The organism is Bradyrhizobium sp. 6(2017), from assembly GCF_011058295.2.
Classification (GTDB): domain Bacteria; phylum Pseudomonadota; class Alphaproteobacteria; order Rhizobiales; family Xanthobacteraceae; genus Bradyrhizobium; species Bradyrhizobium septentrionale.
Window position 1 is genome coordinate 8,923,261 of sequence record NZ_CP049289.2, and the last position, 22,270, is coordinate 8,945,530.

A 22,270-nucleotide genomic window follows, 5' to 3' on the forward strand; every position below is an offset into this window, starting at 1 on the left:
TCACGCCTCCGGCTCGAAGATCGTGGCATCGAAGATCGTGACTTGCACCGGCGTCGGGAAAAAGCCGTTGCAGGGATTGTTGATCTGCGGACAGTTCGAGATCAGGCACAGCACGTCCATCTCGGCCACCAGCTCGATGGCGTCGCCGGGCTTGGAGACTCCATCGACCACGGTGAAATTGCCGGCAGGGTCGATCGGCACGTTCATGAAGAAGTTCAAATTCGGCACGATGTCGCGCTTCGACATGCCGTATTTCGCGGCCTCCAAAACAAAGTTCTCGCGGCAGGCGTGCTGGTAGCGGGTCTGGTGCCCGAACCGCACCGTGTTGCTCTCGCAGGAGCAGGCGCCCGCCGACGTGTCATGCAGGCCGCAGCTGTCCGCCACCACACGCAGCATCACGCGGCCTTCATTGGACATGATTTTCGTGCCGAGGCCGACATAGGCTGAGCCCTGCGCGCGCAGCGTATCCTGGCCGCTGTAGCGCTCCTGAAAATCGTCGGCGCGATAAAACAGCGTATCGACCGCCTGCTGACCATGGGTATCCGTGATCCGCAGCGTCTGTCCCTTGCGGATGATGGCCGACCACGGCTTGCGCGCGGGAATTTCGACGTCGAGAACGATGCGGCCGGCGGTTCGGGCGGATTGCGTGGTCATCGCACGGCTCCTTCCGAGGTCTGGCCGAGATACAGCGCATTATTTTCAAAGGCGCGGATCGCCTCCGCGGTCGCGGTGCGGCACAAATCATCGACTGCGGGTGCATCGGCCCGGTAGCGCACGACCTCCACGCTCGCCTGCGGATAGGTTTCCGCCGGATCGAGCGGATGCGGACAGTTCGACAGCGCAATCAGGAGATCCATCTCCGCGCGCAAATCGACGAAATCGCCCTTTTTCCGGCGCGCGTGGGACCAGACGAACTTGCCGTCCGCGTCGATCGCAACCGGCGCAAAGAAGCTGACGCAGGGATGGACGTCGCGGCGATCGAGCCCGAGCTTGGCCGTGGCCAGCAGGAAATTGTCGCGGGTGTTGCGGAAATCGCCGTCGCCGTACTTCGCCAGGTTAGTGGCGGCAGTCGAGCTGCCGACCACGGCATCATGCGCGGCGCTGGTATCCTCGGTGATGCCAAGCAGCGCACGCCCCATGTCCGACAGCAGCACCCGTCCCTTCTGCAGCCGCGCCGCCCACTGCACCTTGATGGTGTCGGCATGGTTGAGCCGCTCGATCGGATCGGCGCTGTTCCAGGCCAGCAGGCTGACGGTCGATATCCCCAGCGGGTTGACGATGCGCAGTGCCTCGCCGCGGTTCAGCCGCGTGGTCCAGTACCAGCCGGCCGGAATCGTCTCCCGGTGGATGATCGCGTCGGCGGCGATCGGCGCGGCGTCGCGCGAGGTCGGCTGTGGCAGCGCACGCGGCGCGTGCTCCTGTCCCGCCGCCTTCAACTCGTTGTAACGTCGGGTATGCGCCGCGACCTCGGCCTTCTGTTCCTCTGTGAGGATCATGGTTGCTCCTTCAAGACGAGAGCGCCGGGCCGTCCCGGCTGATGCTCCTTGCCTGACCGGGTCGTCCCGATCGGAGCTGGCTGAACTGATGACCGCGGCTCGGCGCTGCGGCGCGGGAATATCTCGAGGTCGCGCGACACCGTGGCGCCGTAGCGCTCGCGTTCCTCCGGCCGGTTGCGCTGCCGCTCCAGCGCGATCACGCGCGTTGCGAGCCCGAACGCTTCGCTGAGGTCGTGCGTGACCATCACGACGGTCAGATGGGTCTCGTTCCACAGCCGCTTCATCAAAACATGGATGTCGGCGCGGATTCCCGGATCGAGCGCACCGAACGGCTCGTCGAGCAAAAGGATTTTCGGCTCGCGCATGATCGCCTGCGCCAGCGCGAGGCGCTGCTGCATGCCACCCGACAGCGCGGAGGGATATTTGTTCTCCTGGCCGGCGAGCCCGACCTCGGCAAGCAGTTTCATGGCATCATCGGCTGCGGCGCGGCGCGCTGCGCCGAACAGCCGGGCGGTGAATTTGGCGTCGCGCAATTCGCGGCCGAGCATGACGTTCTGCAACACGGTCAGATGCGGAAACACCGAGTAGCGCTGAAACACCACGCCCCGGTCGGCGTCCGGCTCGCCGGGCAGCGGCTTGCCGTCGACCAGGATCTGGCCGCGGCTCGGCTGCTCCTCGCCGAGCAGCATACGGAGCAGCGTGGTCTTGCCGCAGCCGGACGGGCCCACCAGCGCAATGAAGGCACGCGGCTCGACCTCCATCGTGATTCGCTCGAGCACGATGTGGTCGCCATATTCCTTCCAGACGTCGTCGAAACGGATCGCGCTCATTCCGCCCTCACCGAGGCAAACCAGGGAAACAGCCTGCGTTGCATGACGCGCAGGCCGACATCGATCAGGAACGCCAGCAGCGTGATCCAGGCGACGTAGGGAATGATGACGTCCATGGCGAGATAGCGGCGCACCAGGAAGATCCGGTAGCCGAGCCCGGAATCCGAGGCGATCGCCTCGGCCGCGATCAGGAATAGCCAGGCGGGCCCCAGCTGCAGCCGCAGCACGTCGATCAGCCGCGGCAGGGTTTGCGGCACCGCGACCCTCAGCGCGATCTGCCAGGTCGAGGCGCCGAGCGTCTGCGCCTTGACGATCTGCTCGCGCGGCAACTCCTGCACTTTCATCGCGAGATCGCGGATCATGCAGGGCAGCGTTCCGATCACGATCAGCGCGACCTTCGAGTTTTCCCCGAGCCCCATCACGATGAACAGGATCGGCAACAATGCCAGTGGCGGCACCATCGATGTCACCGACACGAACGGCCCGAGCAGGGCGTTGGCGCCCGGCAACAGCCCGATCACGATGCCGAGGATGAGCGCCGCCACCGTCGATATCGCCAGCGCCGACCCCAGCCGCCCCAGGCTGGCGACGGTATCGGAGGCCATCAGATAGCTGCCGGTGCGCGGGTCGACTTCAAACGCCATCTGCTTGACGGCCTGCACCATGCTGGGCAGCGCCGGCAGCAGCTTGTCGTTCGGGTTTTGCGTGAGCCGCGCGCTGGAGCCGGCGAAGTAGGCGATTGCGACCAACAGGAACGGCAGCGCGAGCAGATAGAATCGCGTCTGCCGTCCCGGCCGTATGTTCACAAGTCGCATGGTCGGCTCCTGCCTGAGGCGGGCGATACGTCAGAGCTTGGCGTCAGAGCTTGCCCTTGGCGGCTTCGTCCATGTAGGTCGGGTCGAAGCGCAGCTTGACGTTCGATTTGTCGCCCAGCACCGACTTGTCGGCGAGCTCGATGCCGACGGCGTCGACCGATTTCGCGCCCTTGCCGAGCAGATCCTTCTCGAACAGGAACTTGCGCACCCGATCCATGGTCGCCCCAACCGTCTTGCTGCGCGTAAAAGCTTCGGCATCGGTGGCCTTGTCGAACAGCTTGGTGGTCGAGAGCTGGCTGTCGAAACCGGCGAGATCGGTGCCGGAGGCCTTGGCCATTGCCTCCTTGGCGGCCCTCGCGGCGGGATCGTTCGCCGTCATCTTGGAGATCGTCTCGTACCAGATGCCGACCAGCGCCTTGGCGAAGTCGGGATTGTCCTTGGCGACCGCCGTGTTCACCACCATCAGGTCCATGATCTCGCCGGGGATCTGCGAGGAATCGAACACCTTCTTGGCGTCGGGCGAGCCAAGGACTTCGGTCACAATCGGATTCCAGGTCACGACTGCAGTGACATCAGGTGTCTTGTAGGCCGCCGCGATATCGGCGTCGGAGGTGTTGATGACCTTGACGTCCTTCTCGCTCAGCTTGCTGCTCTCGAGCGCGCGCGCCAGCAGATAATGCGACACCGAGAATTCGACCAGGTTGACAGTCTGGCCCTTGATCGCGGCGAGATCGGCCTTGTTCTTGAGGATCACGGCGTCGTTGCCGTTGGAGAAATCGCCCATCACGACCGCAGTCGTATCGACGCCGCCGGCGGCGGGAATCGACAGCGCGTCCATGTTGGTGATGGTGACGGCGTCATAGCCGCCGGCGGTGTACTGGTTGATCGATTCGACGTAGTCGTTGAACTGCTTGACCTCGATCGCGATGCCGTATTTGTCCGCCCACTTCTTGACGATGCCGGTGTCGGCCGCATAGCCCCACGGCATCCACCCGACATAGATCGACCAGGCGACCTTGAAGCTTTTCTTCGGTGCGGCGTCGGCGCTAGAAGCGGCCGCGAGCGCAACTGCGCAGCCGATGACTACAGAGCGGAGGAAGAAATTGAATTTGTGCATTGCCGATCCCTCTTGCGAAAACTTCACAAAAAGGGACTGGCGAAAAGACCATCGCTCCGCCAATCCCTTGGCTAACGAGGTCTCCCGGGCTTTTATCCCGCCGTGCACCTGCGGGGATGTCTCCCCCGCAAGCGGCTGCTCTCGGACCAGCACCTTGTCTCTCAAGGTCGGAACCCTAGCGGCCAACTCAACGCCCGTGATGCACGACACGTGCCACAGCGCCGGTATTTGAATCTCATAAGATTTTTTGGTGCGGGTCGCTGCGCCGCGATGGCCGTTTGCTCAAAAACTACGCAGGCCTGCCCAGAAATGGCGCTGTCATTTCGCCGGCAACATCCGCAGCATCACGCTATCGCTGATGTCGAGAGCGACGTTCGATGCGCAAGCTTTTAAGTGCCCTCTGGCGCGGACTGCATGGCCGCTACGGCCTGACGCCGCGATGCGACGTCGGCGGTCCGAAGCGGACCACGACGCGGGCTCTCTAATGCGCAGCCATACCCTAGATCGACGCTAGTTGGACGCGCGCAAGGTAGATGGCAGCAAGCCTGTCCTATCGCGTCGCGCCCCGACGACGTGACTTGATTCGATTGACCTGGGGCTCGCAGATCGAGCGACGGAGACTCTGTTCTCGCGCTCAGCCCGTCAGAGATGAGGCTCGCCGGGCATTGGGGCTACCCCTTCTGAGCCGATCAGCCTGCTGGCAGAAACGTTCTTGATTGGTTGGCTGCAAGATTCGCCTCGGGAATTGGTGGCAAGTCCGCTCTCCCGCAGGACTGCTCCGGGGAAGATCCATCAATCTGGCACTTGTAGGACTCCCGATCCGCTGTCATCTTGGAACCTGCGGCACTCGCATGGCTGTTGCCCGAAACGGGCCGGCATCACCATAAGCAGGGGCGAACCAACGCGCCGGTTTTTGGGATCGAGACCGACATGGCCGGTGGCGGATCGTTTGACACGTTCCCCAAATTGCTGCTGCGGAATGCAGCGCAGTTGGGCACGCGTCCGGCGTTTCGCCATAAGGATCTTGGCATCTGGCAGAGCTGGACCTGGGCTCAAGTTGCCGAGATCGTGCGCGCCTACGCCGCGGGTCTGCATCGCCTTGGCTTGCGGCCGGGCGACACAATCGCCGTGGTCGGCTCCAATCGGCCGAAGCTTTACTGGACCATGATGGCAGCGCAGGTGCTGCGCGCGATTCCCGTTCCGGTTTACGCGGATGCAGTGGCCGACGAACTTGCTTTTGTTCTCGCCCACGCCGAGGCGAAGCTGGTCGCGGCGCAAGACCAGGAGCAGGTCGACAAGGTCATGTCGGTGTCCGATCGACTGCTGCAACTCGACAAGATCGTCTATGACGAGCCGCGCGGCCTTGACGGCTATGATCATAGTCGAACGATTGCAATCGGCGATGTCATCGACGACGGCCGCGCGGCACTTGCCGCTGACGCGGCGCTGGGCGAACGAATTGATGAATTGGTTCAGACAGGCAACGGTCCTGATATCGCGGTCATCCTCTATACGTCGGGAACGACCGGCGCGCCGAAGGGCGTCATGCTGTCGTCGCGAGGCTGCATCGATGCCGCAATCGATACGACGCGATTCGACGGACTGACCGACCAGGACATGGTGCTCGCCTATCTGCCGCTGGCCTGGGCGGGCGATCACTACGTCAGCTATGTGCAGGGCCTCGTGGCTGGATACTGCATCGCGTGTCCCGAAAACAGCGACACGATTGAGCAGGATCGGCATGAGATCGGACCAACCTTCTACTTGGCTCCGCCACGAATTTTCGAGGCCATGTTGACGCGGCTGATGGTCCGCATGGAGGACGCTGCGCCGATCAAACGGCGGATGTTCAACTACTTTCTCGACGTCGGGCGCCGGTATGGCGAGCAGGTCCTGACCGGAAGGCCTGTGCCGCCGTCAGGCCGCTTGCTCTACGCGCTCGGGCGCTGGCTGGTCTACGAGCCTCTCAAGAACGTTCTTGGCATGTCTCGGCTGCGCGTCGCATACACTGGAGGTGAGGCGATCGGTCCGGATCTGTTCGCGTTCTACCGCTCGATCGGTCTGAACCTGAAGCAGCTCTACGGCCAGACCGAAGCGTTCCTCTATGTCACGTGCCAGCCCGATGGCGAGATCCACTCGGATACGGTTGGTCCGCCGGCGCCCAACGTCGACATCCGCATTGTGGAATCGGGCGAAGTGCAGTTTCGATCGCCCGGCATGTTCCTCGGATATTTCAAGGATCAGGCAAAGACCGAGGAAGCCATGACGTCCGACGGATACGTCAGGACCGGCGATGCGGGCTTTTTCGACGAGAAGACCGGGCATCTGAAGATCATCGATCGTGCGAAGGACGTCGGTCGGCTGGCTGACGGCACGATGTTTGCCCCGAAATACCTTGAGAACAAGCTGAAGTTCTATCCCAATATCAAGGAAGCGATCACGTTCGGTGACTCCAGGGATTTCGTTTGCGCCATGCTCAACATCGACCCGGTCGCGGTCGCGAATTGGGCGGAACGCAACAACGTCGCCTACGGATCCTATCAGGAGCTTGCCGGGCATTCGATGGTCTACGACATGGTCGCGAAAGACGTCGCCGAGGTGAACCACTCGCTTGCCAAGGAGAAGCTGCTTGCGGGCGCCCAGATTCGCCGCTTCCTCATTCTGCACAAGGAACTCGACGCGGATGACGGCGAACTGACCCGCACGCAGAAGGTGCGCCGCCGCTTCATTGCCGAACGCTATGCGCCGTTGGTCACGGCACTCTACAACGGAGCGCATGACGCCGACATTTCCACGGAAGTGACTTTTGAGGATGGCCGGAAGGGCACGATCGCGGCACGGGTCAAGGTGCGCGACATGCAAGTCATCGGTCCGACAGAATCGCTGGGACGAGCAGCATGAGAGCGCCGGACACCAACGAAATCCTGCTGCAGGTCGAGGGCGTGGCACTGGCCTTCGGCGGCGTCAAGGCACTGCGGGACGTTTCGTTCAACGTCAGAAAAGGCGAAATTCGAGCCATCATCGGCCCCAACGGCGCCGGCAAAACCTCGATGCTGAACGTCGTCAACGGCTTCTATCATCCCAACCATGGCGTCATCACTTTCAAGGGGCGCGCCCGGGCCAAAATGCAGCCTTTCGAGGCGGCGCGCGGCGGCATCGCGCGCACCTTTCAGAATGTCGCCCTGTTCAAGGGCATGAGCGCGCTCGACAACATCATGGCAGGCCGCACCCTGAAGGTGCGTCGGGGGCTGTTTTGGCAGGTGCTGCGTTATGGCCCTGCTCTCGCAGAGGAGGCGGAGCATCGGCGCAAGGTCGAGGAGATCATCGACTTTCTGGAGATCGAGACAATCCGCAAGGTACCGGTTGGGCGTTTGCCATACGGCTTGCAGAAACGCGTCGAACTCGGTCGCGCTCTCGCAATGGAGCCCGACCTTCTTCTCCTCGACGAGCCGATGGCAGGCATGAACCTCGAGGAGAAGGAGGACATGTCGCGCTTCATCATTGATGTGAACAACCATTACGGCACGACCATCGCCTTGATCGAGCACGACATGGCCGTGGTCATGGATCTGTCGGATCGCGTAGCGGTGCTCGATCACGGCGTAAAGATCGCCGACGGCACGCCTGATGAAGTGAAGAGAAGTCAAGCCGTCATCGACGCATATCTTGGCGTCGCGCATTGAGGTGCGTCCATGATCGCACTGGGTCAGTTTCTCGAGGTCCTGATCGGCGGATTGATGTCCGGCGTGCTCTATTCGCTGGTCGCGCTCGGCTTCGTGCTGATCTTCAAGGCATCCGGCGTATTCAATTATGCTCAGGGAGCAATGGTATTGCTCGCGGGATTGGCGCTGGTTCGCTCCCTCGACCTCCTGGTCGCCAACGGCTTTCCGCTTTGGGTCGCGGTCGTCCTCGCTGTCGGGTTTGCCGCCGTGATCATGGCGGCAACGGCCTGGCTCATCGAGCGGTTCGTGATCGGACCTCTGGTCAACCAGGACGGCCTGACGCTGTTCATGTCGACGATCGGCGTGACATTCGTCATCGAGGGCGCCGCGGAGATGATCTTCGGATCGGATGTCTACCCGTTGCGGCTGTTCCCGACCGACGCCTGGTTTTTGTTTGAAGGCTTGTTCCCGGGTGGGATTCTGGTCAACAAGCTGGATGTCTGGGGCGCACTGATCGCAGGCATCCTGGTCGCCGGCCTCGCAATTTTCTTTCAGCGTACCAAGACCGGTCGCGCACTCAGGGCCGTGGCCGACGACCATTTGGCCGCGCATTCAGTCGGTATCCCGATCAGTTGGATCTGGTTCGTCGTCTGGCTTGCCGCCGGCCTCGTTGCGCTGGTCGCGGCGACCGTGTGGGGGACCAAGCTCGGCGTGCAATTCTCCATCACTTTTCTCGCGCTGAAGGCGCTGCCGGTTCTGATCATCGGAGGCCTCACCTCGATTCCGGGAGCCATCGTCGGCGGGCTCATCGTGGGGGCGGGCGAGAAGCTTGCCGAGGCGTATCTGGGGCCATCCATCGGTGGCGGCATCGAATATTGGTTTGCGTTTGTGTTGGCGTTGGCGGTGCTGCTCGTGCGGCCGCAGGGGCTGTTCGGCGAGCGGATCATCGAACGTATCTGAGACAAGGAGTTCGTCGTGCTTTATCGCGAGGCCGGCCAGTTCAAGACGAGCTACGCGGAGGACATGGCGATCTTTCCGATCCGTCAGGACCGTATTGCGCTCGCCGTCTTGCTCGCGATCGCTTTCGTCGGCGTGCCGCTGTTGGCCACCTTCCGTATCTGGCCGTTCCGCACCGACTATCTGTTGTGGGCGATCTTGCTGCCCTTCCTTATCCTGGCGCTCGCCGCCATCGGCACGAACATACTTGTCGGCTATTGCGGCCAGATTTCGCTCGGCAGCGGCGCGTTCATGGCCATCGGCGCCTATTCCGCCTACAAGCTGGCGACAGGCGTTCATATCCCGCTTGCCTGGCTGGGCTTCGCGATCTCGATGCCGCCGTTGCCCGTGCTGGCATCCATTCTGCTTGGCGGGTTCACGGCGGCGGGTGCCGGAATCCTGTTCGGCATTCCCAGTCTGCGGATCAAGGGTCTCTACCTGGCGGTCGCAACGCTCGCCGCGCAGTTCTTCTTCGATTGGGCGTTCCTGCGAATTCCCTGGTTCACCAACTACGCCCCGTCGGGATCGGTCAATGCACCGGCGCTGGATTTCTTCGGCATGGTCGTTCGCACGCCGGTCGAGCGCTACCTGCTGTGTCTGCTCTTCGTGACCGTGATGGCGGTGTTGGCGAAGAATCTCGTTCGCGGCAATCTCGGCAGGCAGTGGATGGCGATCCGCGACATGGATATCGCCGCCGAACTGATCGGCATCCGGCCGCTCTATGCCAAGCTCACAGCCTTCGCGGTCTCTTCATTCATCATCGGGGTGGCGGGTGCGCTCTGGGCGTTCGTCTACCTCGGTTCATGGGAGCCACTTGCGTTCTCGATCGACCGCTCGCTGGAGCTTCTGTTCATGGTCATCATCGGCGGGCTCGGATCGATCATGGGTTCGTTCATCGGGGCGGCTTTCATCCTCATCGCGCCGATCATGCTGAATGTGATTCCAACCGAACTCGGCCTGCCACTGTCGACGCAAACGATCACGCACCTCCAGTTCATCATCTTCGGATCTTTGATCTGTTATCTGCTGATCAAGGAACCCCGTGGCTTCGCCCGGCTGATATCGATCGGCAAGGAGAAGCTCAGACTTTGGCCGTTTCCCTATTGAAGGAGCGATCGCGCCTCAATCGCAACGCGGATGGCGGCCGCTGACAACCGAGAGGAAGGAAGCATCGCAGACCGAAAAGAGAGATTCTAAGGAGGAGGATATCAATATGGCAAGTATTGCACGCAGTGTACTGATACTAGCGACCGCCTTGGCCGGCGCGGCGTTTAGCGCACCGGCCGCAGCGCAAAACGAGCAGTTCATTCCAATTCTGTCCTACCGGACCGGACCGTACGCCGTGAATGGCGCGCCCTACGCAAACGGCGTTGCCGACTACTACAACCTGATCAACGAGCGCGACGGCGGCATCAACGGCGTCAAGCTTCTGGTCGAGGAGTGCGAGACCGCCTACGCGACCGACAAAGGCGTCGAGTGCTATGAGCGTCTCAAGAGCAAGGGTCCAACCGGCGCGGCCTTCATCAATCCGCTGTCGACCGGCATCACCTTCGCGCTCACCGAAAAGACCACGACCGACAAGATCCCGATCATCACGATGGGGTACGGCCGCGCCGATTCCAAGAACGGCGCGGTGTTCCCGTACAATTTCCCGCTGCTCGGCACCTACTGGTCCGCGGCGGATATCGCGATCCAGCACGCCGCCAAGGAGCTCGGCGGGTTCGACAAGCTGAAAGGCAAGAAGATTTCGCTGCTGTATCACGACAGCCCGTATGGCAAGGAACCGATCCCGATGCTGCAGGTGTTGGCGCAGAAATACGGCTTTGAGTTCACGCCGATCCCGGTCACCCACCCCGGTGTCGAGCAGAAGTCGCAATGGCTGGCGATCCGCCAGAATCGGCCGGACTATGTGCTGGTCTGGGGCTGGGGCGTCATGAACAGCACGGCAATCAAGGAAGCGGCCGCCGTCGCCTATCCGCGCGACAAGATGATCGGTGTTTGGTGGTCGGGCGCAGAGCCGGATGTGACGCCGGCAGGTGATCAAGCCGCCGGCTACAAGTCGCTGATGCTTCAGCATGGCGCGGGAAAATTCCCGGCACACGCGGAGATAGAGAAGTACGTCTACACCAAGGGCAAGGGTTCGACAGAACCTGGCAAGATCGGCGAAGTTCTCTACAACCGCGGCATGACGAACGCCATGCTCGGCGTGGAGGCGATCCGCAAGGCGCAGGAAAAGTTCGGCAAGAAACCGCTGACGGGCGAGCAGGTCCGTTGGGGACTTGAGAACCTCATCCTCACCGCTGATCGGATCAAGGAACTCGGCTTTGAGGGGATGTTGAAGCCGGTCAGCATTTCCTGCTCCGACCACGAGGGCGCGCGCTACGGGCGCGTCCAGCAATGGGACGGCAAGGGTTGGAAAGTGATCTCCGACTGGTACACGGCCGACGAATCGCTCATCGAACCGCTCGTGGCCGATGTGTCGGCGAAGTATGCCGCGGAGAAGAAGATCACGCCGCGCGACTGCGCGAAAGAAACCTGAGCCCGTGCAAGTGATCCGGGAGGCAGGTTTGCCTACTCCCGGATCCCGGCCCCTGTTCCAGTTTGGAGGTCTGAGCGTGTCAATCGCCAAGGTCGTCACCGCTGCGACGGAAGCGGCAGCTCTGATTCTATCGGTCAACAATATCGAGGTTGTCTACGATCACGTCATCCTCGTGTTGAAGGGAGTCTCGCTGGAGGTCCCGCGAGGCGGCATTGTCGCGCTTCTCGGCGCCAACGGCGCCGGCAAGACGACGACGCTGAAGGCGATCTCCAACCTGCTGCACGCAGAGCGCGGCGAGGTCACCAAGGGCTCGATCCTGTTCAACGGCGTCGAGGTGAAGTCCATGTCGCCAAACGACGTGGTGCGACGCGGCTGCATTCAGGTGATGGAGGGGCGGCGCGCCTTCCCTCATCTTACGGTCGAAGAGAATCTCCTGACCGGCGCCTTCACGCGCAGGGATGGCAAGTTCGCGATCAAGCAGGATCTGGAACGGGTCTATGCCTATTTCCCCCGTCTCAAGGAGCGGCGCGGTTCCACCGCCGGCTATACGTCCGGCGGGGAGCAACAGATGTGTGTGATCGGGCGCGCGCTGATGTCGCGCCCGAAGATGATCCTGCTCGACGAACCTTCGATGGGCCTCGCGCCCCAAATCGTCGAGGAGATCTTTGACATCGTGAAGGACCTCAACGTCAAGGAAGGTGTATCGTTTCTTCTGGCCGAGCAGAACACCAATATGGCGCTCAGATATGCGAGCCACGGCTACATCCTCGAGAACGGCCGCGTGGTGATGGATGGCGAAGCGCGCGCCCTCGCCGCCAACGAGGACGTCAAGGAATTCTATCTTGGCATCGCCGGCGACAAGCGAAAATCATATCGCGATGTGAAGCACTACAAGAGGCGCAAGCGTTGGCTCGCTTAGCCGACGGCAACGTTTGCCTTTGAGCGGCCACGGAGGCCCTGACACGTGTCACCGCTCAGATCTTCACAGTGTTGACCGCGACACTCTCCTTGTAGGCCGGCCGTGCCGTGACGCGGTCGAGGTACGGCGTCGCGACGTCGCAGACCCCGACGCCGTAATCGATCGCCCATACCAGGCAGGTGGTCAGCAGGATATCCGCGCTGGTGAATTGGTCGCCCATCAGATATTGGCGGCCGTCCGACAACGCGACCTCGACGTGCCGCAGTTGCTGGCGGAAATACTCCGCGGCCTTTCCGACCACATCGGGCGCGTGGCCGTAGATATGCGCGAGGCCCTTGAGGCCGTGGCGGCGCATCACGTAGAGGCTGGTCGAGTCCAGTTCAGCCACGATGAAGAAGCACCATTCCAGCCATCGCGCGAAATCGTGCTCCTCGACCGGGACAAGAGAGATGTTCGGGTTGGAGTAATGGCGCGCCAGGTAGGCGACGATGGCGGCACTCTCGCCGATCGTGAAGTCGCCATCCTGCAGCAGGGGTATTTTCTGACGCGGATTGAGCAACGTGTATTCCGGCGTCTTGGTCTCGCCCGAGCGCGGCAGGATCGGCTTGCAGTGATAGTCCAGTCCCAATTCGTGCAGCGCCCAATGGGCCCGGATCGTCCGCGATGTCCCTACCCCCCACAGCGTCAGCGTTTCCGGCATGGCGTCACCATTTCTCGACGGAGGGCCGCAGATCCAGCTCGTGGCTCCAGCCGTCGCGGCTTTGCTGGTGCACGAACCAGTAGGCCTCGGCGATCGAGGACGTGCGGGTCAGCGTGTCAGGCGGGATCGCCGACGCGTCGATGCCCGTGGCGACCTTCATCCGCTGGTGGATGGCCGGGCTGTCGACGCCGGCATCGATCAGGAGATGGGCGACATGGATGTTCTTCGGCCCGAGCTCGCGCGCCATCGCCTGGGCGACCGCGCGCAGGCCGAACTTGGCGGATGCGAATGCCGCAAAGCCGCTGCTGCCGCGCACGCTGGCGGTTGCGCCGGTGAAGAGCATGGTGCCGCGGCCATGCCGCAGCATGTGCCGTGTCGCCTCGCGCCCGACCAGGAAGCCGGCGAAGCAGGCGAGCTCCCAGGCCTTGAAGAACAGTTTTTCGCTGGTCTCGTGCAACTCCTTCTTGACGTTCGAGCCCGCATTGAACAGGCAGACCTCGATCGGCCCGAACTCGCGTTCGACCCGCTCGCAGAGCTCTTGCACCTCGGTCTCGCGCCGGGCGTCGACGCTGAGCGCATGCACCTGGCCGCCGGCGCCGGTCAACTCCTCCACCAGCGCGCTCGATTTCGCGGCATCGCGCCGCGCGATGCAGACGGTGTAACCGCCGGCCGCGAAGCGCCGCGCCACCGCGGCGCCGATCGCGTCGCCCGCGCCAACCAGCAAGGCAGTCTTGTTTGTCTCGGCCATAGGACATCTCCCACCGACGGCGGTTGTTCTGTTCAAGGATAGTGACGTTGCGTGGCGCGGCCGCTCAGACCGCGCGCACGGCCCTCTCGGCGATCATCTGTTCGATGGCCGCATCGCCGTAGCCGAGGTCGCGCAGCACCTCGCGGCTGTGCTGACCGATGCGCGGCGCCGGACCGCCGATCGCGGCAGCATCGACATCGAACCGCGCCGCGGGCTTGGGCTGCCGCACGGTGCCGACCCCGGGCTGCTCCAGCTCGGCGATCAGCCCGCGGGCAACCACCTGCTCGTTGGCGATGATCTCGCCGCGCCGGAGGATCGGCGCGCACGGCACGTCGGCCGCATCGAGCCGCGCCAACCATTCGGCGGTGGTGTGCCGGCCGATATAGTCCTGCATCCTGTTGATGCGCGCCGTCGCGTTGACCGAGCGCGAGGCCGGCGTGGCGAAACGCGGATCATTGGCCAGTTCCGGATCGCCGGTGGCCCTGCAGAAGCCCTGCCACTCGGAATCGGAGATGGTCCCGCAGGTGAGATAGCCGTCCGAGGTCTGGAACACGAGGTCGGGACGGTCGTTTGGATCCGACGTGGTCTGCTCGCGGCCGACCACCGTGTACTGCATCATGCCTTCCGGCCAGAGATAGGCGATCATCGCGTCGAGCATCGCGACCTGGATGTGCTGGCCGCGGCCGGATTTCTCGCGGGCGTACAGCGCCGCGGTGATCGCCTGCGCGGCATAGACCGCCGTCGTCTTGTCGGCCACGATGGTCCGGATCATCTGCGGACGGTTGGTGACCGGCTGCGCCTGGATATCGCAGAAGCCGGACAAGCCCTGCACGATCGGATCGTAGACCCGCTTCTTGGCGTAGGGCCCGTCTTCGCCGACGCCGCTGATCGAGACGTAGATCAGCCGCGGATTCTTGCTGCGCACCTCGTCCGGACCGAGCCCGAGACGTTCCATCGTTCCGGGGCGGAAATTCTGCACCAGCACGTCGGCCTCGAGCACCAACTTGCCCAGCACGTCGCGGCCGGCATCGGTTTTCATGTCGATCGAGAGCGAGCGCTTGCCGCGGTTCGACGAGATGAACAGCGCCGAGAATTCGCCTGTTTTGTCGACATTGGCCCGGCTGCGGCGGGTGATGTCGCCGCCGATCGGCTCGACCTTGAGAACATCGGCGCCCTGATCGGCCAGAAACATCGTCGCGAACGGGCCCGAGACGACCCCGGTCAGATCAAGTACGCGAACTCCCGCCAATGGTCCTGACATGCGCTGCTTCCTTCTCCGATTTTACGCCATGCCGGCGTACGATGGAGCAGAGGCCCGCGCTTCCGGGAAACCGCCGCGACTTGCAAAAAAGCGCCGAAACTCAGGCCCGGCACTGCTGCCGGAACAGCGACGGGCTCATGCCGGTGGCCTGCCTGAACGCCGACGAAAAATGCTGGGCGTGGCTGAAGCCCGACGCCAGCGCGATGCTGGTCACGCTGTCATCGGTCTCGCCGAGGCGGCGCTTGGCCTGGTCGATGCGGAGATCGAGCACATAGCGGTGCGGGCTGGTGCCCGTGCTCTCCTGGAAGGCGCGCAGGAAATGCCGCTTGCTCAGGCCGGCTACATCTGACAGCGCCGAAAGCGAGATCGTCTCGCCAAGGTTTGCCCGGACGAACTCCTCGATCCTGCGCAGCTTGAGCGCCGGCAATCCGCCGCGGCTCAAGGGCTTCGCAGGTTCTGTGCCGCGCGACAGCCGCGCGATATGGGCCAGCGCCTGGCTGGCCCAGCCCTCGGCGAACAGATCGAACAGATTGTCGGGTGTGGCGGCTTCCTGGCTGAGCTCGGCGAGGCCGCGGCAGAGCTGGTCATGGCCGAACGCAAGCGCCGGCCGTTCGATCACGCCGTTGAGACGGCTCTGCACGAACTTTGGATCGAGGAACACGACCACATAATCGAACGCCGGCCCGACCGACCATTCGCCCTCGATCTCGGTGCCGGCGGGAAACAGCGCGAGATTGGCCGCCTCGGAGAATTCGGATTCGACCGGCCGGCCATTGATCGTGGCGCGCAATTGCGAGCAGCCGTTGCGGAACCAGAACAGGGTCAGTTCAGGCTGGCGGAAATGCCAGTTCATGCGGGGCCGCGAGGTCCGGCTGAGCAGCTCGACCCGGATCGGCTTCGACCGCGCGATGACGGAGGACACAAGTTCACCGCCGACCTGGCGGACATACTGCTCCGGACGCGCTTCCTCCATGGGATATCTCCTCCGCGTATGGCACGGATGGGTAAGTTCTGAATCAGAATTGACTATCCCGGAGGAAAAATCCAGCCCCTTGTCGCTGGACTGTCGCGGCGCACGGAACCGTGATGCTGCTGATTGCGGCTACCGGTAACGTCGCGCCGACCGAAGCGGCGCGGCGAGCGCGCGTGACCCAGCGTCGATCAACCGCGCGTCATCCCCCGGCGGCGATCCGCAGCGCCGTCACCGCGACGCAGGCATTGCCGAACGGAATCAGCATCACTTGCGCGCCGTTCGGCAGCGCGACGGTCGAGAGCTCGCCCAGCGCGCCGCTCTGCCCATTGAGCTTGGCGAGCTCGGCGGCAACTGTCGGGCAGCTCTCCGTGCGTGGCGTCACCCGCACCAGATTGCCTTCACAGGACGATCCAACCGGCGAGGCAAACACTACGCCGGCGGCCTGCTGCGCCGCGCTGCCTTGCGCGTTACCTTGCGCATTGCCTTGCGCGGCCTGGCCAGGTGCGAGCGCGACCAGCGACTGCACCGAATGGGAATTGCCGGCCTTGGCATCCCATTGCGACTGCGCGGTGTAGTTCGAGTTCATCGCGAGACCGCGGCCGAGCGTCCCGAACAGATTGGCGCAGGTCACGATGTTGCCCTGCCGCGCATGATCGTCGAACACCGTCGGCTGCTGCGCCGCCTGCTGCGGCGGCGCCGATACCGCAGGCGATTGCGGCTGTGCTTCCTGCGGACGCGACTTGTGCGGCTGCGGCTTCGCGGCGGCGGCGGGTTTCTTGGCCGGCGCGGGCGCGCCCTGCTGCAGCGGCATCGGCTGCGCCTGGGCAGGCTGCATCTGCTGGGCATAGCCCACGACGCCGGCCGCGCTGAGCGCCGCCACGACGACCGCCGCGAAAATCAGGATGGGGGTCTTCAGTCGCATCGGCGTATTCGTCCTCTTGTCCATCATTTCAGCTTCGCCAGCACACCGGACAGTCCGTCGAGCGGCGCCGTCAGCACGATCGGCCCTGCTTGCGGCAGCTGATAGGACACAAGGCACGGCGTTGCCGCGCGGATGTGCCGCCTCAGCACATTGCCGATCGCAATCGTGGCGAAGCAGAAACTGGCATCGCAGCGATCGGTCTGCGCGACGATGCGGTCCGGACTATCACCCATGGCGAGCTCGATCTGCGCGCCGACCCCGGCGGCTGCAGGGATGCGCATCGCCATCAGCGGCTTGCCGTCGGCGGTCGCAATCAGCGACCAGTTGAAGGCGACCGCGCCCTGCGCGTTGACGATCGACTGCGTGACGTTGCAGACCCGGCGCTTCGATTTCAGGCTCTCGTCGCAGATCAGGGTCCAGTTCCGAAACGGCTGGATCATCCGTCTGAACTCGCCGAGCGTCTCGCCCTCCGGCACCACGACGTCCGACGGCTTCACGGCATAGGCGGACGGCGGCGCGCCCTGCGCGGCCGCACTCCCCGCCGCGCAGAGCCAGATTGCAAAAGCCAGACATGCCAGCCGCCTCGTCGACGCCAGGGTCAATTGAGCGTCAGGCTCACGCCGGCACTGACGCCCCAGTCGCTGCCGGCGGTGGTTGCCGCGGCGTTGCTGCGCAGCCGGCCGTTCTCGCTGGTGTAGCCGATGCCGAAGGCGAGCGCGCCCTGGCTGCGCCAGACGCCGCCGCCCGCCGATGCGCTGATCTTGCCGGGCCGGTCGTCATAGCGCAGCGACGCGGCGGCCATGCCGATCGCGGCCGCACGCCAGGCGTCCTGCCGCACCTCGCCGATCTGGCCGTTGAGCTGCTGGAACGCACTGTTGAGCTGGTTGACGTTGACCGCATCGGTGCCCGCGACGCCCGCCGCCACGTTGCTGATCGTCACCGGCCCGCTACCGCCACTGTTCAGCGTCACCTTGTTGGTGGTGTTGCCGGAGGCATCGGTGTCGTAGCGGATCGAGCCGCTCGCAACCGCCTGGAGCTGACTGACGTTGACCGCATCGGTCGCCGCCGAGCCCGCGGCGACATTGGTGACGCGGCGTTCGGCGCCGGACGAGCCGACCGAGACTTCGCCGGTCGCAACCCCCGCGACGGTCTTGCCGACGACAGGCGTATAGGCCGCATCGCTCAGATTGGCCGTGGTGGTCGAGTTCGCACCGAGCGCCAGCGAGTTGGCCTGCGTCGCCTTGGCGCCGGCACCGATCGCGACCGAGTTGGCCGCGGACGCTGCGGAACCATTGCCCATCGAGATCGCGTTGGCGCCGCTGGCGACCGATTGCGGTCCAATCGCGACGCTCTCCGCGCCGGTGGCGGAGGAATCCGCTGCGGTCGAATTGGCGTGGAAGTACTTGATGCCGCCGCTGCCGGTAGAGATGTTGTTGACGGTGGTATAGAGCGCGTCGAGCGAGGTGTTGGTGGCCCAGAGCTGCGAGCCGTTGATCGCGTCCGTCGAGGTCGCGCTGATCTGCCCCGCGGCCAGGTTGGTGAGGGTACGCTCCGAACCGCCGCTGCCGATGCTGACGGTCGAGGTCGGCGTCGTGCCGGCGAAGTTGTAGGTGGTGCCGCCGATCGTGGTGTTGGCGGTCGCGACCACGGTCGAGGTGGTCGAATTGGCACCGAGCGCGACGTCGCCGGCCTGCGCCGTCGCCTTGGCATTCGGACCGAGCGCGACACTGGTCGGATTGGTCGTCTGGGATCCTGCGCCGATCGACACCGACTGGATGCCGCTGGCCTGCGCATTGGTTCCGAACGCGATCGAATCGGCGAAGTTGGATACCGAATTCTGGCCGATCGCAATGCCGCCGGGTGCGGTCTGCGCCACGGTTGCGCCAAAGCCCATGCCGATGCCGTTGTCGCCATTGACCACGGTCTGCGGACCTACCGCGACCGAGTTGTTGCCGACCGCGAGGGAATCCGCGAGCGTCGAATTGGCGTGGAAGTATTTCGTCGTCGTGGTCGCGAACGACGACAGTGCACCGGTCAGCTGCCGCACGGTGACGGCGTCGCTCGACTGGGTGCCGTCAGCCACATTGGTGATCTGCCGGTAGCTCGTCGCATTGCCGACCGACACCGCGCCGAGCAGCGTGAGATCGGTGGTGTTGAAGGGGATGATGGTGCCACCGATCGTGCCGGACGCCGGCGCGAGCGCGCGGTTGGAGATCGAACCCGAGCCGATCGCGACGCCGTCGGCGACCGTGGCCTGGGTGTTGAAGCCGAGCGCGGTGGAGTTCGCAGCCGTCGCCGAGGCGGCGATGCCGACGGCCATCGAATTCGCACCGGTCGCACCGTTGTTGGTGTAGTTCGCAAGCTGGGTGCCGCCGTCATTGACGCTATAATAATGCGTCAGGCCGTTGCTGACGACGGTCGAGAGGCTGTCGATCGCCGAGGTGGCGGCAAACAGCTGCGAACCGTTGATCGCATCGGTCGAGCCGTTGCTGATCCGTCCCGCGGCGACGTTGGTGATGGTGCGCTCGGCACCAACGGCGCCGACGCTGACGGTCGAGAGCGGCGTCGTGCCGGCGAAGCTGTAGGCGGTGGTGCCGATGGTGATGCCTGACGTGCCGACCGCGGCAGCCGTGACGCTGCCGGAGCCGAGCGCGACAGCGCCGGCGTTGGCGGCGGTCGCGTCGGTGCCGAGAGCTATCGAATCGCGACCGGATGCCTTCGGACCGCCGCCAAAGGCGTTGCCGATCGCGATGGCACCATCATTCGTGGCCTGCCCCGCACCGATGGCAACGGCCCCGGTCAGCGGCGAATTGCTGAGCGACGCGGCAAGCGCGCCCGAACCGAGCGCCGTATCGGATGACGCCCGTGCCGCGGCGCCAGTGCCGACCGCAACACTGCTCGCGCCGGCGGCACTCGCACTGACGCCGGCCGCGAGCGCATTGGCGCCGGTGGCTCCGGCGTTGTTGTAGTTGGTGTCGGTTCCCGGCGTCGTGCTGTTGACGCTGTAGTCGTGGATCGCGCCGGCGGCGATCTGGCTCGTCAGCGTGTTGGCGACGCTGTAGAGCTGCGAGCCGTTGATGGCATCGGTCGAGGTCTGCGTGACCCGGCCCGCCGCCACGTTGGTGATGGTCCGCTCGGCGCCGACCGCGCCGACGCTGATCGTGGACCCGGGCGTGGTGCCGGCGAAGTTCCCATACGTGATGCCATTGACGACCGCATTTGGCGTGCCGACCGCGGCAGCCGTGACGCTGCCGGAGCCGAGCGCGACATCGCCGGATTTTGCCGCCGCCGTGGCGCCGTTGCCCAGTGCGACATTGCCCGCAAGACCGGCGGCGCCCGCGGTGGAGCCATTGCCGAGCGCCACGGAGCCCTGCCCGATCGCCTTGTTGTTGTTGCCGATCGCGACGGCGCCGTTGGCCTGGTTGGCGGCGGTGGCGCTGGCCGTGCCGTCGCTGTTGGCGATGTTATTCGCGCCGCCGGTGAAGGCGCCGGTGCCGCTCGCATAGCTGGGATCGCCGATCGCCACCGCGCCGTTGCCAAAGGCGGTGTTGTTCGCGCCGATCGAGACCGCCTGGCCGCCGGTCGCCACCGCGTTGGTGCCCAAGGCCACCGCGTTGGCGGAACTGGCCGCGGCATTGTTACCAATAGCGATGGCGCTTGTAGCCGACGCCTTGGCGCCGATGCCGAGCGCGGTACTGGCGACTCCGCTGGCGTTGGCGCTGACGCCGGCCGCGAGAGAGTTGTCTCCTGCCGCGCTCGCTCCAGACCCGAATGAGGAGGCGTTTTGGCCGCTGGCAACGGCTGTGTTGCCAACCGCAGTGCTGGCGGCGGCACTCGCATTTGAGGCAGTGCCGATCGCCAGCGAACTTGTGCCGGCGGCACTGGCTCCAACGCCGGTCGCGATCGAACTGATGCCGGCGGATGCCGCATTGTTGCCGAGTGCGATGCCGCCCGTCGCTGCACTGTTGACGATTGCGCCCGATCCGATCGCGACCGAGCCCCCGGTGCTCAGTGCCTGCGACTGATTGCCCAAGGCAACGCTGAAATCCGCTGACGCCTTGGCGAGGTTGCCGGCGGCCAACGAACTGATGCCCGACGCGGCCGACTGGATGCCAAAGGCCGCGGCGTTGGAGCCGCTGGCATTGGCGAGGTATCCCACGGCTGCGGCCCCTACCGCGGAAGCGGTCGCCCCGTTACCAACTGCGGTGGCCTGATTTGCCGACGCCGTGGCCGACGTGCCGAAAGCGCTGGAGCCCGTGCCCGTCGCTGAAGCGCTTGGGCCGACGCTGGTCGACCAGGCCCCCGTGGCGGTGGAACCCGTGCCGAGCGCAACAGCCTCGAACGTGAAGCCGGCGGGCGCGGTCCCGCTGGCATTGGCATTCGTGCCGATGGCGATTGGCGACCCGCCGCCGACTCCGGCGTTTGCTTTGGAGCTGACCCCGATGGCCGTGCCCGAGCCGTTTGGAGATGAGGCAGCGGAGGACAATCCAATCGCGATCGAGGCGCCACCGGAGGCGCTCGCCGTCGATCCTAGCGCTAAGGCACCCACTCCATTTGCAGTGGTGTTGACGCCGAAGGATGAGGATCCGTCCCCGGTGGAATGCGCGTTCCCACCTATGGCGAGAGCGTTGGTGCCGGTCGCGTTCGCAAACACACCCATACCGATCGCATTCAGGCCGTTCACGGAGTTGGAATAGCCCACGATGATCGAACCATCGCCGTTTGCGGTGTTCGAATCGCCTACCGCCAGGGAATTCTGGCCATTCGCATTGGTATTGGCGCCAATGGCGGTTGCGGTGGTGCCGGCAGCATGGGCGCCGCAACCAATAGCAGTGCTGCCTGCAGTTGCAGCGGTGGGATTGGTGCAGTTGGCGGGGTTGCTCAAAACACCATTGCCGATGGCAACCTGCGCGAACGCCGCCTGCGGGGTCATGATTCCCATGACGACGAGCAGCGCGCCGACCGCACCGCCGGCACCGAGTGAGCCGAGCCCGAGCCGGTCACGCTTGACGCCGAGTCTCCGGTGTGCCTGGCGCAGCACCGCCATCAGCCGGCGGCGCAGCGAACGGCTGTCCGCATCTGCAGATGCGACCCAGCTCCGGACGAAGCCTTGCGATCTCACGCGTGCAACAGAGTTCCATGCGACAGCCATGGCGCGTCCCCTTTGTGACATCTTGTCCAGACGCCGGGGAGCTACGCCGCGGACTGTGCCAACCTGCGTGTTCTCTGGGAACGCAGGTGGAGAAGTGAAGACGGCGCGATGTGCGCGCGCCTTCCGGTCCTGGCCAGCGA

18 protein-coding genes and 1 riboswitch are annotated in these 22,270 nt (G+C 64.4%); of the genes, 6 read left to right on the forward strand and 12 right to left on the reverse strand.

The features are described 5' to 3' along the window. From G6P99_RS42345 to G6P99_RS42365, 5 genes are read right to left on the reverse strand one after another with little or no spacing between them, the layout of a single operon-like run. Entirely contained in the window at window positions 1–654 is a 654-nt protein-coding gene (locus G6P99_RS42345) for an urea amidolyase associated protein UAAP2 (RefSeq protein WP_029079379.1), read from the reverse strand. Next, the gene (locus tag G6P99_RS42350; RefSeq protein WP_029079380.1) at window positions 651–1,496 is read right to left on the reverse strand and encodes an urea amidolyase associated protein UAAP1; all 846 of its coding nucleotides are present in this window, start codon (window positions 1,494–1,496) and stop codon (window positions 651–653) included. The genes G6P99_RS42345 and G6P99_RS42350 overlap by 4 nt, the downstream gene beginning before the upstream one ends. After that, entirely contained in the window at window positions 1,493–2,326 is an 834-nt protein-coding gene (locus G6P99_RS42355) for an ABC transporter ATP-binding protein (protein ID WP_029079381.1), read from the reverse strand. Before G6P99_RS42355 ends, G6P99_RS42350 begins: the two co-directional genes overlap by 4 nt. Further along, window positions 2,323–3,141: an ABC transporter permease gene (locus G6P99_RS42360; protein ID WP_029079382.1), complete on the reverse strand. Its 819-nt coding sequence runs from the start codon at window positions 3,139–3,141 to the stop codon at window positions 2,323–2,325. Before G6P99_RS42360 ends, G6P99_RS42355 begins: the two co-directional genes overlap by 4 nt. A 43-nt stretch (window positions 3,142–3,184) precedes the next feature. Next, a complete protein-coding gene (locus tag G6P99_RS42365) occupies window positions 3,185–4,258 on the reverse strand; it encodes a putative urea ABC transporter substrate-binding protein (RefSeq protein ID WP_029079383.1) in 1,074 nt (357 codons plus the stop codon). Between the two features lie 79 nt (window positions 4,259–4,337). Further along, a riboswitch (guanidine-I (ykkC/yxkD leader) is annotated at window positions 4,338–4,448 on the reverse strand. A 740-nt stretch (window positions 4,449–5,188) separates the two neighbouring features. Between G6P99_RS42365 and G6P99_RS42370 the strand changes: the two genes are divergently transcribed. The 6 genes from G6P99_RS42370 (at window position 5,189) to G6P99_RS42395 (ending at window position 12,374) form a co-directional block, all read left to right on the forward strand. After that, window positions 5,189–7,159: an AMP-binding protein gene (locus G6P99_RS42370; RefSeq protein ID WP_029079384.1), complete on the forward strand. Its 1,971-nt coding sequence runs from the start codon at window positions 5,189–5,191 to the stop codon at window positions 7,157–7,159. After that, entirely contained in the window at window positions 7,156–7,941 is a 786-nt protein-coding gene (locus tag G6P99_RS42375) for an ABC transporter ATP-binding protein (protein ID WP_029079385.1), read from the forward strand. Before G6P99_RS42370 ends, G6P99_RS42375 begins: the two co-directional genes overlap by 4 nt. A 9-nt stretch (window positions 7,942–7,950) precedes the next feature. Beyond that, on the forward strand, window positions 7,951–8,880 hold the full coding sequence (locus tag G6P99_RS42380; protein WP_084518351.1) for a branched-chain amino acid ABC transporter permease: 930 nt from the start codon (window positions 7,951–7,953) through the stop codon (window positions 8,878–8,880). A gap of 15 nt (window positions 8,881–8,895) precedes the next feature. After that, a complete protein-coding gene (locus G6P99_RS42385) occupies window positions 8,896–10,023 on the forward strand; it encodes a branched-chain amino acid ABC transporter permease (RefSeq protein WP_029079387.1) in 1,128 nt (375 codons plus the stop codon). Window positions 10,024–10,129: 106 nt separating this feature from the next. Further along, entirely contained in the window at window positions 10,130–11,455 is a 1,326-nt protein-coding gene (locus G6P99_RS42390; protein ID WP_035976421.1) for an ABC transporter substrate-binding protein, read from the forward strand. Window positions 11,456–11,531: 76 nt separating this feature from the next. After that, window positions 11,532–12,374 (forward strand): ABC transporter ATP-binding protein, encoded by an 843-nt coding sequence (locus tag G6P99_RS42395; protein WP_029079389.1) that lies wholly within the window; start codon window positions 11,532–11,534, stop codon window positions 12,372–12,374. Between the two features lie 55 nt (window positions 12,375–12,429). On the opposite strand, the gene G6P99_RS42400 is transcribed toward G6P99_RS42395, so the two are convergent. The 7 genes from G6P99_RS42400 to G6P99_RS42430 form a co-directional block, all read right to left on the reverse strand. Next, window positions 12,430–13,074 carry a glutathione S-transferase family protein gene (locus G6P99_RS42400; RefSeq protein WP_029079390.1) on the reverse strand — a complete coding sequence of 215 codons (645 nt, stop codon included), beginning with the start codon at window positions 13,072–13,074 and terminating at the stop codon, window positions 12,430–12,432. A 4-nt stretch (window positions 13,075–13,078) separates the two neighbouring features. Further along, on the reverse strand, window positions 13,079–13,822 hold the full coding sequence (locus G6P99_RS42405) for an SDR family NAD(P)-dependent oxidoreductase (protein ID WP_029079391.1): 744 nt from the start codon (window positions 13,820–13,822) through the stop codon (window positions 13,079–13,081). A 64-nt stretch (window positions 13,823–13,886) separates the two neighbouring features. Beyond that, a complete protein-coding gene (locus tag G6P99_RS42410) occupies window positions 13,887–15,083 on the reverse strand; it encodes a CaiB/BaiF CoA transferase family protein (protein WP_029079392.1) in 1,197 nt (398 codons plus the stop codon). Between the two features lie 100 nt (window positions 15,084–15,183). After that, window positions 15,184–16,056: an AraC family transcriptional regulator gene (locus G6P99_RS42415; RefSeq protein WP_029079393.1), complete on the reverse strand. Its 873-nt coding sequence runs from the start codon at window positions 16,054–16,056 to the stop codon at window positions 15,184–15,186. Between the two features lie 199 nt (window positions 16,057–16,255). Further along, the gene (locus tag G6P99_RS42420) at window positions 16,256–16,978 is read right to left on the reverse strand and encodes a hypothetical protein (RefSeq protein WP_156928442.1); all 723 of its coding nucleotides are present in this window, start codon (window positions 16,976–16,978) and stop codon (window positions 16,256–16,258) included. Between the two features lie 23 nt (window positions 16,979–17,001). Next, the gene (locus G6P99_RS42425; RefSeq protein ID WP_165126372.1) at window positions 17,002–17,580 is read right to left on the reverse strand and encodes an invasion associated locus B family protein; all 579 of its coding nucleotides are present in this window, start codon (window positions 17,578–17,580) and stop codon (window positions 17,002–17,004) included. Then, window positions 17,577–22,130 (reverse strand): beta strand repeat-containing protein, encoded by a 4,554-nt coding sequence (locus G6P99_RS42430; protein WP_165126375.1) that lies wholly within the window; start codon window positions 22,128–22,130, stop codon window positions 17,577–17,579. The genes G6P99_RS42425 and G6P99_RS42430 overlap by 4 nt, the downstream gene beginning before the upstream one ends. Window positions 22,131–22,270 lie beyond the last annotated feature (140 nt).

Coding starts and splice junctions, on each gene's coding strand:
- G6P99_RS42370 (WP_029079384.1), top strand. CDS start 5,189: ATGGCCGGTGGCGGATCGTTTGACACGTTCCCCAAATTGCTGCTGCGG.
- G6P99_RS42405 (WP_029079391.1), bottom strand. CDS start 13,822: ATGGCCGAGACAAACAAGACTGCCTTGCTGGTTGGCGCGGGCGACGCG.
- G6P99_RS42360 (WP_029079382.1), bottom strand. CDS start 3,141: ATGCGACTTGTGAACATACGGCCGGGACGGCAGACGCGATTCTATCTG.
- G6P99_RS42400 (WP_029079390.1), bottom strand. CDS start 13,074: ATGCCGGAAACGCTGACGCTGTGGGGGGTAGGGACATCGCGGACGATC.
- G6P99_RS42415 (WP_029079393.1), bottom strand. CDS start 16,056: ATGGAGGAAGCGCGTCCGGAGCAGTATGTCCGCCAGGTCGGCGGTGAA.
- G6P99_RS42365 (WP_029079383.1), bottom strand. CDS start 4,258: ATGCACAAATTCAATTTCTTCCTCCGCTCTGTAGTCATCGGCTGCGCA.
- G6P99_RS42350 (WP_029079380.1), bottom strand. CDS start 1,496: ATGATCCTCACAGAGGAACAGAAGGCCGAGGTCGCGGCGCATACCCGA.
- G6P99_RS42410 (WP_029079392.1), bottom strand. CDS start 15,083: ATGTCAGGACCATTGGCGGGAGTTCGCGTACTTGATCTGACCGGGGTC.
- G6P99_RS42430 (WP_165126375.1), bottom strand. CDS start 22,130: ATGGCTGTCGCATGGAACTCTGTTGCACGCGTGAGATCGCAAGGCTTC.
- G6P99_RS42345 (WP_029079379.1), bottom strand. CDS start 654: ATGACCACGCAATCCGCCCGAACCGCCGGCCGCATCGTTCTCGACGTC.
- G6P99_RS42355 (WP_029079381.1), bottom strand. CDS start 2,326: ATGAGCGCGATCCGTTTCGACGACGTCTGGAAGGAATATGGCGACCAC.
- G6P99_RS42375 (WP_029079385.1), top strand. CDS start 7,156: ATGAGAGCGCCGGACACCAACGAAATCCTGCTGCAGGTCGAGGGCGTG.
- G6P99_RS42420 (WP_156928442.1), bottom strand. CDS start 16,978: ATGCGACTGAAGACCCCCATCCTGATTTTCGCGGCGGTCGTCGTGGCG.
- G6P99_RS42390 (WP_035976421.1), top strand. CDS start 10,130: ATGGCAAGTATTGCACGCAGTGTACTGATACTAGCGACCGCCTTGGCC.
- G6P99_RS42380 (WP_084518351.1), top strand. CDS start 7,951: ATGATCGCACTGGGTCAGTTTCTCGAGGTCCTGATCGGCGGATTGATG.